Annotated in this window: 13 protein-coding genes and 1 pseudogene; 6 read left to right on the top strand and 8 right to left on the bottom strand. The window is 49.6% G+C overall.

The genetic code is table 11. The features are described 5' to 3' along the window. Positions 1–12 precede the first annotated feature (12 nt). The 5 genes from KME12_15770 to KME12_15750 all read left to right on the top strand — a co-directional run bounded on the left by KME12_15770 (position 13) and on the right by KME12_15750 (position 3,938). Complete coding sequence (locus KME12_15770; GenBank protein MBW4489247.1) at positions 13–378, top strand: DUF2237 domain-containing protein; 366 nt, start codon at positions 13–15, stop codon at positions 376–378. Positions 379–464: 86 nt separating this feature from the next. Continuing rightward, positions 465–644 carry a hypothetical protein gene (locus KME12_15765; protein MBW4489246.1) on the top strand — a complete coding sequence of 60 codons (180 nt, stop codon included), beginning with the start codon at positions 465–467 and terminating at the stop codon, positions 642–644. 36 nt (positions 645–680) lie between these two features. Next, positions 681–1,676, top strand: coding sequence for a glycosyltransferase (locus tag KME12_15760; GenBank protein ID MBW4489245.1), 996 nt, complete (start codon positions 681–683; stop codon positions 1,674–1,676). 133 nt (positions 1,677–1,809) lie between these two features. Then, positions 1,810–2,877 (top strand): glutathione S-transferase family protein, encoded by a 1,068-nt coding sequence (locus tag KME12_15755; GenBank protein ID MBW4489244.1) that lies wholly within the window; start codon positions 1,810–1,812, stop codon positions 2,875–2,877. 350 nt (positions 2,878–3,227) lie between these two features. Then, complete coding sequence (locus KME12_15750; protein MBW4489243.1) at positions 3,228–3,938, top strand: transaldolase; 711 nt, start codon at positions 3,228–3,230, stop codon at positions 3,936–3,938. A 5-nt stretch (positions 3,939–3,943) separates the two neighbouring features. Here the strand turns inward: KME12_15750 and KME12_15745 are convergent, their stop codons facing one another. From KME12_15745 to KME12_15730, 4 genes and pseudogenes are all read right to left on the bottom strand, one after another. Beyond that, entirely contained in the window at positions 3,944–4,855 is a 912-nt protein-coding gene (locus KME12_15745) for a U32 family peptidase (protein MBW4489242.1), read from the bottom strand. Beyond that, positions 4,847–6,712 (bottom strand): annotated as a pseudogene (locus KME12_15740) (U32 family peptidase). The gene KME12_15745 and the pseudogene KME12_15740 overlap by 9 nt, the downstream one beginning before the upstream one ends. A 177-nt stretch (positions 6,713–6,889) precedes the next feature. Then, entirely contained in the window at positions 6,890–8,398 is a 1,509-nt protein-coding gene (locus tag KME12_15735; GenBank protein MBW4489241.1) for a hypothetical protein, read from the bottom strand. 183 nt (positions 8,399–8,581) lie between these two features. Beyond that, positions 8,582–9,667, bottom strand: a complete 1,086-nt coding sequence (locus tag KME12_15730) for a hypothetical protein (GenBank protein ID MBW4489240.1) — start codon at positions 9,665–9,667, stop codon at positions 8,582–8,584. A gap of 416 nt (positions 9,668–10,083) precedes the next feature. Between KME12_15730 and KME12_15725 the strand changes: the two genes are divergently transcribed. Further along, the gene (locus tag KME12_15725; GenBank protein ID MBW4489239.1) at positions 10,084–10,365 is read left to right on the top strand and encodes a hypothetical protein; all 282 of its coding nucleotides are present in this window, start codon (positions 10,084–10,086) and stop codon (positions 10,363–10,365) included. 37 nt (positions 10,366–10,402) lie between these two features. On the opposite strand, the gene KME12_15720 is transcribed toward KME12_15725, so the two are convergent. From KME12_15720 to trpD, 4 genes are all read right to left on the bottom strand, one after another. After that, positions 10,403–11,083 carry a class I SAM-dependent methyltransferase gene (locus KME12_15720; protein ID MBW4489238.1) on the bottom strand — a complete coding sequence of 227 codons (681 nt, stop codon included), beginning with the start codon at positions 11,081–11,083 and terminating at the stop codon, positions 10,403–10,405. Positions 11,084–11,217: 134 nt separating this feature from the next. Then, complete coding sequence (locus KME12_15715; GenBank protein ID MBW4489237.1) at positions 11,218–11,589, bottom strand: antibiotic biosynthesis monooxygenase; 372 nt, start codon at positions 11,587–11,589, stop codon at positions 11,218–11,220. A 120-nt stretch (positions 11,590–11,709) separates the two neighbouring features. Next, complete coding sequence (locus KME12_15710; protein ID MBW4489236.1) at positions 11,710–12,228, bottom strand: pentapeptide repeat-containing protein; 519 nt, start codon at positions 12,226–12,228, stop codon at positions 11,710–11,712. 126 nt (positions 12,229–12,354) lie between these two features. Next, positions 12,355–13,449 (bottom strand): anthranilate phosphoribosyltransferase, encoded by a 1,095-nt coding sequence (gene trpD, locus KME12_15705; protein MBW4489235.1) that lies wholly within the window; start codon positions 13,447–13,449, stop codon positions 12,355–12,357. Positions 13,450–13,685 lie beyond the last annotated feature (236 nt).

Here is a 13,685-nt window from a genome sequence, read left to right as displayed (position 1 = left end):
GAGGATAACGTAATGACTGAAGCCCGCAATGTAGTAAATGGCCCCCTCGAAACCTGCTGTACTTCACCGATGACAGGGTTTTATCGAGATGGCAAATGTAATACGGGTGGGGGTGACTTTGGTGCCCATGTTGTTTGCGCTCAGATGACAGAAGAGTTTTTGGCATTCACGAAAGCTCAGGGCAATGATTTGAGCACCCCTGTTCCTGCCTTTGAGTTTCCTGGTTTGAAACCAGGCGATCGCTGGTGTTTATGTGCATCCCGCTGGAAGGAAGCACTGGATCAGGGTGCCGCTCCCCCAGTTGTTTTAGCCGCAACTCATGCCTCAGCTTTGGAATACGCCTCGCTAGACGAACTCAAGCAGCATGCAATTAGCTAAAGACTCACTGGGAGAGAAAGCCAACAAACAATAAAGGCAAAAGAATTAAAGCGGCCATAATCAACGCTAGAGTTCCGGGTTCAATTTTGATCGTGTTTTTCTCTGGGTTAGGCATTTTGCAAACTTCCTCAGCGATCGCTATATATGCCAGCCTAATCGATTCTTGTCTCCTGATTAAGGGCCGTGGGGGAGAAAAGAATGAAACGACATCAGGCGATCGCTCAACCTCAAATCAGGTAGGCTTATCTACGGGCGATTTTGTGTGAGTCAGCCAGGCTAATGCGTAGAGGAGCGTTGAGTTTATGAGGAAGCTTTACTTCTTAGTTCCAGGAACAGGGGGCAAATTCGCCTGTGGGGGGTTGTGGGCTGAACTCAAGACGCTCAATTTAGCGCAGCAGATTTGTCCGTCTGAAGTCGTCACTTATCGCCAACGGGAAGCCAACGTCCTTTTCTTAGAAGATTTACTACAACAGAAAAACCTCAAAGACAGCATTTTTGTCATTAGTTGGGGGTTTGATGTGGGCAAACTAGCCGCTCAGTTAAAACCCCACCCTGTTATTTATCATGCTCATAGCTCAGGCTATCCATTTAACCTCCCTGCCGATGTTCCCATTATTACCGTGAGCCGTAACACAATGGGTTATTGGGGGCAGCGATCGCCGAATTCCTTAATTTATTACTTGCCCAACCAAATCTCTGAGCAATTTCAGAATCTCCATCTCGAACGTGATATTGATGTGTTGGTTCAGGCACGAAAATCTTCAGAGTATCTGCTGCAAGCCCTAATTCCAGCTTTACAAAAAGAGTGCCGTGTTTGTGTCGTTGATTCCTATGTTGCAGATCTCGATAAGCTTTTTAATCGCGCTAAAGTCTATCTCTACGACTCGGCAGAATATTGGGCACAGCAGGGAGTGAGCGAGGGCTTTGGCTTACAGCCGATGGAGGCAATGGCTTGTGGATGCCAAGTTTTCTCTAGTGTCAATGGTGGCTTATCAGATTACTTAGACCCTGGATTTAACTGTCACAAGATTGCGGGTTACTCCTTAGAGTACGATGTGCAACGCATCCTCAAAACGGTTAGTACGGCAACGCCTACGAGTCTGTCGGAGCAGTTCTTTTCGGAGTATCGCACTGAGAATATCATTCAGCGCTTAACAGTAATCTTGCAAGAAGTTAATGAGTTTTTCGATCACAAACAAAATTATGTTTCTAACATCCCTAGCCTGACAAAAGCACGGGTCAGAACACTGCAAATACAACGAATCTGGAGCAAACTAAAGCAGAAGTATTTTCGATAGTTCTTAGCGAACTTATATAAAACATATGAGCGGTTGCCACCGTCTCAGCCTTAATTCTTCGAGTTCGGAGGCTTCGCGTTAAGTTAGAGATATTGCCAGCCCCACCCAACTCCATCCTTTAATCTTTGGTGCCATGTCTCAGCCAACTCCTACTCCAACTCCATCCAGCGAGAGCAAGCCTGCATCCTCTAACACCACAAAGAAAAAGCGTAGAGCCCTCCCGCCCAAACTGATTATTCAGCTTGGCAAGTTTACTTGGAGCACAATGTGGCACCTGATGATGTCTCAACTGGCTCCGCGTAACCAATCGGGAGCCTATGTGCGGCCTAGCAGCCAATTTCGTCACGTTATTGGTACGGCAGCAGATAATCCTTACCAACCTGCAACGGGACGCTACAAGCTGTATGTCGGGCTAGGGTGCCCTTGGGCGCATCGAACTCTAGTCGTACGAACCCTCAAGCAACTCGAAGATGCGATCGCGATCACCATTGTTTCTCCTTCCCCGACTGAGGGAGGTTGGGTACTCAACCAATCAGAATTAGGATGTCGCAGCTTAGCGGATCTGTATGAACTCGCGCAACCCGGTTATAGCGGACGTTGTACGGTTCCGGTTCTCTGGGATACGGAGACAAACACTATTGTGAACAACGAAAGTGCCGAGATCATTGTGATATTGAACTCGGAATTGAATCAATTTACTCAACAAGCCACTCTGGATCTCTATCCGTCAGATCTCCAAGAAAAGATTAACATTTGGGATGAGAAGACCTACGACGCTGTAAATAATGGTGTCTATCGCTGTGGTTTTGCTCAAACTCAGGCTGCTTACCAACAAGCTTGTGAGGAGCTATTTGCGGCTTTAGATGAGATAGATGCGGCTCTAGAAATAAACCGTTATCTCTGTGGCGATCGCCTGACCCTAGCAGATATACGCTTGTTCACCACCTTATTCCGCTTTGATGTGGTGTACTACGGTCTATTCAAGTGCAATCAGCGCCGAATTCAAGACTATAAAAATTTAGGGCCGTATCTACGCGACCTGTACCAGCTCCCAGGCGTAGCAGATACCTGTAATCTGGAGGCTGTAAAGCAGGATTACTACGGCAATTTGTTTCCGCTCAATCCTGGTGGCATCATTCCTTTAGGGCCTGATATTACCAATCTCTTAGAGCCGCATGACCGCGATCGCCTCTCTAAGTAAATCTTTAACTTAAAGACAAAGCCCTAATACTTGGAGCAGCCAATAATAGCTACCTAAACTAAGTAGAATGGTGAGTCCAGGTGGCGCAAGTAAGAAGTCTACAAAATCCAATACAACTAACAGTGACTTTAGCAGCCCTAAAGACAGTTCCATCGCATTTCCTAGCAAGTTAGCGCCTCAAGTGAGTGAGAGAGATAAGTATTAAAAATTTATCTAAAAGTAACTCCCTTCAAGATGACAAGTATTCCCCTGCTCTCGCAGTACCCTCAAGGGTGATTTTTCGCTCAGCATAACCTGAGTGCCGCTCTACCAAGGGGATGAAATGTTACAATCCTGATTTTTGAAACTGCATGATAGATCGCGATCGCCTTATCCCAGTCAATTCCACTTCCCGCCAGATTCGTTTGTGCCTCGATACTGCTGATCTAAAGCAGTGGCAGGCTTGGTTGCCCACAGGTTTGTTCTATGGCGTTACCACCAATCCACTCCTGCTAGAACGGGCTCAGGTGCCTTGCACAGTTGAGCAATTGCAGTGGTTAGCTCAGCAGGCGTTGGCGTTGGGAGCCCAGGAAATTCAATTGCAAACATGGGGCAATACCGTAGAGGCATTGGTGAGTACAGGCAAGCGCTTGGCGGTCATTGATGAGCGAGTCGTGGTCAAGGTTCCAATCACCCAAACTGGAACGACAGCGGCAGCACAGTTAATAGCGGCAGGCATTCCCATCACTTTGACTGCTGTTTATGCAGTCCACCAAGTTCTGATTGCTGCGGCGTTAGGAGGTGCCTATGCGGCTCCATATTTGGGTCGGATCAACGATTTGGGCCGCAACGGACGAGAAGATTTGGTGGCAATGCAGCGATCGCTGGCTGGGGTGAATAGTACTACCCGTCTCTTAGTCGCTAGCATTCGCAGTGTTGATGACATTACTTTTCTCGCTAGTCACGGCTTAGATACGTTTACTTTCTCTCCAGCGATCGCCGCTGCCTTTTTTGAGGTCGCTGCCACTGAGAAAGCTGCCACAGATTTCGAGCAAGCAGCCCTCCGAATGGGAGCAGGTTAGTTGCATTACGATCGCGTTTCCAAAGGCCCTCGCGTGACTCCTAGCTGATTTTGGAGCCGTAATTCTCGCCAAAGTTGAGCACCTGTGATCTCTCCTTGCAGCAGTTGTTGATAGCGCTGAATGGTTTGTGCTACCTGCTCTGGTGCTTCGTTAACAAACTCCATCCGGAAGTGCCGCACTCCCAACTTCAGTAAATGTTGCACATATTCGGCCCCAGTTTGTGCTGTGCCATTAAACACAGTGTTGCGACAGCCCGCATCGGCTTGGAGGATATGTTCTGTGCCCACGCGATCGCGTAGTGTTACTTCATGTTCTTCACAAGGTCGGCCACAGTTGGTATAGTCCGTCCCTTCGGAGAGAAACGCACAAAACACACAATGCTCCATATGGAACATTGGCATATGTTGATGCACAGTCACCTCAAACCAATCGGGGGGGCAGCTAGTTAGCAACGCTTCTAACTGAGCCATGTTCAAGTCATAAGAAGCCGTGAGACGCTCCAACCCGTAGCGTTGCTTGAAATAGCCTGCGCTCAAGGGATTGGCAACGTTGAGGGAGAAGTCACCAATACAGCGATCGGCTCCAAAAAACTGCAACTGGTCATAGTTCCGCACCAGATAGCCATCCGCATCGCAAGCTTTTACCTGCTGCAAAATCCAGTTCTCCCCGGATTTGGTAATGCGCGGTGGTGCAACATAGATGGAAGGAAAGGATGAGGGATGTATGCCTTTGGCATTCCCGTAGGGTGGGATGAGGGATGAGGGATGAGGGATGATAGAGGAAAAGCTTCCTTCCTCTCCTTCAAAACGCTTCGCGAACAAATTTCTTACTTCATCCTTTCCTTCAGAACGCTTCGCGAACATCCCTCCTACTTCATCCTTCATCCTTCCTCCTTCATCCTTCCCCCCCCTCACCATCTGGACTGCATCCCTATAGCCTCGTGGGTCTTCAAATTCGCAGTAAAGGGTTTGAATTCCTGCTGCCAAAGCTGCTTGTAATTGTTTCAGGTTGCGTACTAGAACCACAAGTTCGGGTGTTTGCACCTGTGAAGTAACATGAGTTTTGAGAGTAGAGAGGGGTTGAGATAATAGCTCTTGCCAAGAAGCTGGCGATCGCAGTTGCCAACTTTTGGGTTGCGCTCTCAATTCCTCTAACTGAACGACCATCTCCCGCCGCAGGCGATTCAACTCACTGACGGGCAGCATCACATTTCCAGCCAGGTGGTTAGTCAGCCCTCCTAGCTCGAAAGGAGTGTTGCCCAGCCGCCCTAATTGTTCTTGCAAGCGCTCTGTAGTTAGAGGTTTGTTGTGGGCTTCTACCAACGGCATGGTTGATTCCACCTGAACCACATGTCCCAAACCATCACGAGCGATCGCAACTAGGGGTTGACCCACTTCACCATGAACTTCTACCTGAATCGGACGCTGAAATTGGGGATGCTCGCCGGAATAGGTTTGGCGGATCTCCCGATCGAGTTCAGGATCATTGGTTTTCCAAACGCGATCGCCCACGTGAATGCGGCGGAGGTTCAGCGCCTCGCGACCAAACGTCAATATGGCTTCTGCCCCCCGCAAATCAACCGTATAGATGCGGCCTCCTTCTTCTTTCGCTTCCGGATGACCACTGTCAAACACAATGCCATCGCCTGGCTTAACCGGAGCTTCCAGCCGCACTGTAATCTGCTCATGACGGATACGAGTGATTTCGCCCAAATACACTCCCCGCTTCTTGCCAAAACGAGCATGTACCAATTCTTGATTGTTAATCCCTTGGAACCACCCCGTCGAAAGCCCCCGCGAAAACGCCATCTCTAAGTTGTAATGATCCTGATCGTCTTGCTCACCTTTGCGGGAAACAATCTTGTTTCCCCCTTCCCTCTCAGGGAAGGGGGCTAGGGGGTTAGGTTCCAAATCTGCCATGACGCGATCGAGCGCTTCCCGGTAGACCCGCGTGACATTAGCCACATATTCCGGGGCCTTCAAGCGACCTTCAATTTTGAGGCTAGTGACTCCCGTTTTGACGAGTTCTGGTAGTACGTCTAAGCCTGCCAAGTCTTGAGGACTGAGTAAGTATTTGCGATCGCCCAAATCTACAGGTTGGCCATCGGCAATCAGTTCGTAGGTCATGCGGCAAGCTTGAGCACATTCACCCCGGTTAGCCGAGCGTCCCCCTAGCGACTCACTGGTTAAGCACTGACCCGAATAAGCTACACAAAGCGCCCCATGCACAAACACTTCCAGCGGCAGTGCTACTTGCTGCTCAGCAATCTGAGCTTGAATTTTGTTGATTTCTTTCAAGGAGCATTCCCGCGCCAACACCACCAAATGGCAGCCGAGATCTTTGGCAAATTCTACGCCAGCGGCGCTGGTGACGGTCATCTGGGTAGAGGCGTGAATCGGAAAATTGGGCGACAGATGCCGAATTAGGCGACAGATGCCCACATCCTGCACGATCACCGCATCTACGCCAGCGGCAATGATGGTGCGGAGATACTGCTCAGCTTCGGTGAGTTCGTTGGGAAAGATCAGGGTGTTGAGCGTGACGTACCCTTTCACACCGCGCCGGTGCAGAAACTCCATTAATTTGGGCAAGTCAGCTTCAGTGAAGTTCTGGGCTCGCATCCGGGCGTTGAAGCGATCTAAGCCAAAATAAATCGCATCGGCTCCGTTTTCTACGGCAGCTTTGGCACAGTCCCAATTTCCCGCCGGAGCCAGCAGTTCGGGGCGCTGAAAGGTAGATGAGTTGGGTCCAGTGGCTGGGTGAGCAATATTCATGGGAACAGGCACGAATTAGATGGCGATCGCCAACCGTGAGGGAGTCTTTAGCCATCATATCGTTGTTAGTTTTGAGTCAGGGGCGATCGCTGAGGATTGTTGATTTGAGATGGCGCGATCGCCCTCTGACTAATGCTGATTAATTTGGTTAAGCTGCACCCTGATTGCATAGTGGAATTACAGGCTGGTGACAACGCCTGCAAACTTCAGTAGGTCTACCATCGTGAACTTCCCATCACGGCCCAGGGTTGGCTGCCATTCTGGGTCTTGCCGTAAGTAAGACTGACGGTCTCCTTCAAGCAGACCAATAAACACCTCAGCGACAATGCGACCGCCTACTGGCCCCAAGCGCTTGCCATCATCACCGAGCACATCCGCCTCTCGCAAAATGTAGAACCAGAGGGGAGTCTGAGCCTCCAATTGATAGGGCTTGAGGTCAGCCAAATCCCCTGGAGAGAGGATATCTTCCTTCATAGCTTTGGCCACCCGTTGTCCTGATGGCATACTGAAAGTGAGTTGCCGTAGCAAGTTACGCTGTGCCAGAGATTGGGGTTCTGTGCCTGGAAGCCCAGGGAGATCGAAGAGTACCGAGGACAGCTGAGTATCAATTTTTTTGTTAGAACGAACTCGCTTATCCCCAAAGTCAAAGAAAGTTTGCCAGTCGATAAACCGACGAGCTGCCCGTTTACCGCCTCGCAGGTCATTAGGGTCAGAGGCATATGGCTGGGGCGAGCCTGGTCTACCTTTATCAAAAATCAAGGCAATAAATTGGCCGCTATCGTCTGGCTTGGGGCCAAAGTTGGCGCGGTAGCTGGGGCGCACCTGAGAATGCCCAAACCGATAAGCTGCAACCGCAAACTCAACTGGGATAAATGGCAAATTGCGCCAATTGTAGAATTTCCGTCCTTTCTCCAGTACCTTGTCTACCATTTTTTGGCCGACTGTAGCAGGCAGAAACTCATGCACAATAATCCACTGATAATGCCATCGAACTAAGCGCTGCGCCTCGGCAAAGACTTCCAGCGGGTTCGTCCAGCCTGTCTTAACTTTCACATGATCCACCACTGCATTATGAAACTTGAGAACAGCCAGGTGGAGTTGCGAGACAATCAAATTCTCGTCGTTGCGAGGATCGCCAATTAAAGCCACATTCTGGCTATTGCGCGGCAAATCAAATTTCTGTTTGCCATCACGGGCGATCGCCTCAGAGCCAGGAATCGCTTCCAGCAAGAATTTAATCCCCCCACCATTGCTGGACTGGTCATATAGGTGAGGTGAAGCATTCGGTCCAGAAGCGTATAAGCTATCTAGTTCTAGAAATGGAGCCCGGAAGTTGGCGATCGCTTCAGGGTCTTGTTGCCGCTCCAGGCTAGAAGTGGTATCAAAGGTCATATCGTGATCCAGGAATTGACCCAAGAAGGTAATCCCAGCCGTTAGATTTGGATTATTAGGATTCTCGACATTTTTATCCGGGTTAATGATGAGACCGATGGGATCATCTAGATCGTCCTTAGGGTCCATAATTCCACCCTTTTTACCAATCTCCTTCAGCGCCTCTCGAAGCTGAGGGCTGTCCATCGCGAAAGGGGGAAGTGTGGGAAAAAGTCGTCCGAACTTACCTTGGTCATAATAAGTGGAGCGAGGAGGATTCTCGCCGCCTAGGGGCATCTGTCCATGACGAGTCATAATTTATTCTCCTAACGTTAGATCTCTATTCAAAATGTGCTGTTAGCGAGTCGCCTCACCCGAATCAGCGAAAAGTGTATCGAATCTAACTATTTGCCACCAGGAAAAACAAAATTATGACAAGTCTGCATAGTTTTTAAAGCTACGCAAAGTCTCTGGATCTGCCACTCACCCGCCGCAAAGTTATATTAAGTCTGTTAGCTCAGCGGCGATCGCTTCAGGAGTGCACTTTCCTCTCAGCAGATAAGTGTTCATCTCTCCTTTTCCCTTGATAGAGACACTGCCTCGCTCTTCAAAAACATATTGCTGTTTCAAACACTCATAGGTAGTCTGGCTGACTTGAATTTCTCCTGGCAAGCCTTGGGATTCCATGCGACTGGCGGTGTTGACGGTATCGCCCCATAGGTCGTAGGCAAACTTCTTCAGGCCAATGATTCCCGCTACCACAGGCCCCGTATGAATGCCAGTGCGAATCTCTAAGGTATGGCCTGTCTGAGTGTTGAGCTGCTTCAGCGCCTGGTGCATTGCCAAAGCCATCTGGGCGATCGCGGAGGCATGATCGATGCGATGTTGGGGCAGCCCAGCCACCACCATATAGGAATCGCCAATAGTCTTAATTTTTTCCAGCCCATGATATTCGGCTAACTCATCGAAGCGGGAGAAGACTTGGTTGAGTAAGTCCACCACCTCAGGGGCCGACATCTGAGTTGAGAGTCGAGTAAAACCCACAATATCGGCAAACAGCACCGTTACCTCAGCAAAACTATCAGCGATCGTTTGTTGTTTTTTGAGCAGGCGTTCGGCAATAGAGGGAGGCAGGATATTGAGCAACAATTGTTCCGATCGCTGCTGTTCTTGCCTGAGCCTGTAGCGAGTTTGGAACTCAGCTTTAGACAGGCGTTCGTAGAGATACACCACCAAAGTTGACATGAGGCAAATCCATCCCATGTCGAACAGAAGGCCAGTGGGTGGAATGTTTGCGGGCAAAAACCGCTGAGTTAAAATCCAACTGGTGGAAAAGAAAAAGGCATAAGCGCCCAATTGCGAGAGCAGATGTAGCCGCCAGCGAAATGGCACAATAGTAGCTTGGGCAAAGAAAGTGATTGTCCAGCCCTTCAGATCTGGGATGATGACTGGATCGATCGCCAAAGGGACATTGGTGAGCATGGTGATAGACCACGAAAGTCCCAGGAAGGCGATCGCTTGCTGGCGTTTACCCACAGGCAATTGCAGCCAGATCAGCCAACCTGCCATACTCAACGCGGTCATCAGGTTCTTGACTATAAACGCATTCAGGGAGCGATCGCCCAGCATCATCTGGATTAGGTACAGCCCTGTCAACCCTGAAAAGTAGAGTAGCCCCAATCCCAAACCTAAACTTAAACGCTTGTAGAGAAAGCGCCGTCGCCACGCCCAGTAGTTGTTAAACTCCACCTCGCCAGGGGCTTCCAGTAGGGTCGGCAACCATTGCCTGAACTGGTGAATGAATTTTCCTATGGGCTTCTTCACACTCTCTGACTCTCCAATTGGATGGGTCCGCTACCGCCCTAAATACTGGCAGTATTCCCAACTCAAAACCCAATGGATTCATTTCCGGGGCCATCCTCGGAGATACTAAAGAAATACTAGTGTCTCACCTCGTTAATTTTGTTGCTTAGAGTTGTATTTCTAAAGGATCGAGTCCCGTGTCACTGATCGCTACAATCGAAACTGTTTTTCAAAATCCTCCTATTCCCTTTGAACCAGCCAAACACTCACTGAAAGCTTGGGCAACTTACTGCCTTAGAGAGCGGGGCTTCAAGGTCGTGTATGCTCAAAATGCTGACTTCGCGATCGAACCTCGCACAGGTGACAAGCTCTACTTTAAAGTCAGCCAGAGCGAACCCGAAACAGGCGGCTCTTGTGGTTGGATTGTGTGGAATAGCTCTACCAGCCAAGCAAGTGTGATTCCTCCTGCCTCAGCTTGAGGAGAGTGTAATAAAAGGCGATCGCTGACTAGATCAACTAAGCAACTTTGCGAAAAATCATCAGATGTTGTTGCGGTAATAAGTTCTTGGTTTCTTGCCAAACTAAGCCTACCGCTTGCATCTCTTTTTTAACTTGCCGCTGGGTCATTTTGTGGAGACCTTTGATCAGAATCAGCGGATTCTCACCTCGGTATTCTACGAGCACTACCCTTCCTCCAGGCTTGAGCGCTTGCACCAGCGCCGTCATCATCTCTTGGGGATACTCAAATTCGTGATAAGCATCTACCATTAATGCAAGATCCACACTCACAGTAGGGAGATGCGGGTCTTGCACGGTACTAAGAACGGGTTCGACGTTAGTTGCTTGGTTTTCCTGCTTGAGAAAGTTGAGGATGTCAATCATCTCTGGCTGTACATCGACCGCCAAAACTTTCCCATCTGGTACCAATCGACTCAGCCGAAAACTAAAGTAACCTGTGCCCGCTCCAATATCCGCCACCACATCAGCAGGTTGCAGATCGAGTGCTTCTACAACTCGTTGCGGTTGTTCTTCCCAACTCCGACTCGATCGCTCTAGCCAAGCGGCTCCCTGATGGCCCATCACCTGAGCAATCTCTCGGCCCATATAGATTTTGCCGATTCCGTCAGAGTTATGGCGATCGCGCTGCTGATACACGCCTGCCACGTCCGCAAGGACAACAGGAGTCATTGGCCCCATACCAGTGAGCAACAACCCCAAGCAAGTCGTGATCAACAACGCGATCGCTCGTTTAACCAGGGCTTTTGCCAGGGCTTTTGCCAGAGCTTTTGCCAGAGCTTTTGATAGAAGGCGATCGCTAATGCCATTCACGCTCATACTTTGGATGCTTCAGCTCTGGATGCTTCAGGTCTAGATGCTTCAACCTCAGAAGCCCGCACTTCACTCACGACCTCATAGGTTCTCAAACTGGGGGGGCTGACAAATAGGGGTAGCAGTTTTTTGAGGATCGATTTATAAGCATCGTTGACGTTGGCTTTCATGCTGTCTTCGCTATCCCAAAGAATCACCGAGATCCCTTTATCGGTCCCTTGTTCTTGGAGTAAATAAGCTTCCTTAAACCCTTCGCCGTAGGTTGAAACTGCTTCGTCATAGAGGCGTTTCGCTTCGGCAAAGGTGCCCGCGTGGAACTCGCCGATCGCAACTTGGGCAATGCGGTGGTTTAAACAGTCGTTGAAATCTGTCATGGTAACTTTCGCAGTGAAATCAAAATTTAGATTTGGACAGGGTAAAAATAGATGCTGGCCCAGCCTTCTAGCGCAACCTTCTGGCTCAGCGCAACCCCACCAGTCTAATGGGGTGTAGTACTAGCAATCATCATTCCTGAGACTGCCATCTGGCATGATGGTGTTACAGAACTTAGCGTCACTCAAGTCTGCACCCTCTAGCTGAGCTTGGTGCAAATTGACCTTGCGGAGGTTGGCCCAACATAAACGAGCGTGGCTCAAATTAGCTTTTCTCAGGTCTGCTCCGCTGAGTTGAGCGTGATTTAACACCGCTTTGCTCAGGTTGGCGGCACAAAGATCCGCTTGAATTAAACTAGCGCGGTAGAGATTGGCTTCGCTCAGATTGGCCTCTCCCAAAATCGCCTTGTTGAGGTTGACCCGCTGCAAACGAGATTTGCTTAAGTTAGCCCGATACAGGTTGACGCCATCCAGGTTGGCATCCTCTAAGTTCACTTTCTGCAAATTGCTCTTAACCAAACTGGCGCGGCTGAGGTCTACTGCCCCTAATTTCAGCCGTTGCAGGTTGGTTTGGTTTAAGTGAGTCTGGCTAAAATTACGTTCTCCAGATTGATAGCGCTGCTTCAGTTCTTCAGTATTCATAGCGATCGCTCTCACCCAGTTAAAGATCTTGCTTCTATGGTGGCAACCCAAGGGGTAATCCACTACGACCTTCCAGCATTAGCTGTTGATTTCTAGCGTACTGCGAAGTTCACTGGGTGGAGACGGTTATTGCAAAAACTCTACTAACTGTTCCAATTTGGCCCAAGCTGCTCCGCTTTGGAGAATGTCCTGGGCGATCGCGGCTCCTTTGGCATAAGCTTCCAGGGGGTTAACGGTTTCAGGTAGTTGCTCTCCCACTTGCAAAGCTAAGGCTGCATTCAAGGCGACAGCATTCTGTTGAGCAGTCGTGCCTTTTCCTTGTAGCACTGCTTTCAAAATTGCGGCGTTTTCTGCTAAGTCTCCGCCTTGCAACGCACTCGTTGGCGCAAACTCTAGCCCTAAATCTTGGGGATTTAGCGTCACTCGCTGCACTGTTTTGTTAGTTAGCACCGCCAAATCTGTCACATCTGCCAAGCCCGCTTCATCTAGCCTTTCTCGCCCATGTAGCACAATGGCTCGCTGGATACCGAGTTGATTTAATGCTTCAGCGATCGCATCTACCAGATGAGGATCGCACACGCCGATTACTTGCCCGGTGGGTCTGAGGGGATTCACTAAAGGCCCCAACAAGTTAAAAATTGTGCGGATTTTCAGAGTTCTACGCAGTGGAGCCACTCCTTTCAGCGCTGGATGCCAGCCCACAGCAAACAAAAAGGTAATTCCCACCGTTTGCAAGGCCGCTTGCACCTGCTCTGGACTCGCGCTGAGGTTAACGCCTAAAGCTTCCAAGACATCGGCAGAACCGACTTTGCTAGAAGCAGAACGGTTGCCATGCTTGGCGACAGACACCCCTGCTGCCGCCGCGACAAATGCCACCGCTGTTGAGATGTTGAAGGTAGAAGCGCCATCTCCCCCCGTACCGCAAGTATCGATCAAAGGGGTCGAAAATTTTGGCAACGTCATGCCACTGGCCGCAGACTGGGATTGCAATACCTGAGCCATCCCTGCCAGTTCCGTTGCAGATACTCCTTTGGCTTGAATTGCCGCCAAGATCGCGCCTGACAATACGGGTGGAATTGTCTCACTCAGCCAGCCGCGCATCAGAGTTGCAGCTTCCTCTGTTGCTAGAGATTGACGGTCTAGCAGTTGTTGGAGCAATTGAGGCCACAGTGGCGAGTCAGCGGTTAACAAGCTGGAGTCAGCAGCTGAGGTGACAGACATAGGAGAAGACAATTAAGGCGATCAGTTCCTTCCGTATAGTACAGGTTGACCGAGCAGGTTGATAGAGCACAGGTTAACTGGGTCGCTTCGAGCGATCGCGGGTGACAAAAGCCTAGTTCACTAATTCTTTAATTCCTCCCACAAAAAATTTTGCAAAAGTTTAGCTCTCAGACTCAAGCGGGATGGTAATTTCAGAGTAATCAACTAAGCTCGGCACAGCGATATTCTCTAAGTTC

Origin of the sequence: Trichocoleus desertorum ATA4-8-CV12 (assembly GCA_019358975.1) — a bacterium.
In the GTDB taxonomy this organism is placed as follows: domain Bacteria; phylum Cyanobacteriota; class Cyanobacteriia; order FACHB-46; family FACHB-46; genus Trichocoleus; species Trichocoleus desertorum_A.
This window is presented reverse-complemented; position numbering and strand designations above follow the sequence as displayed.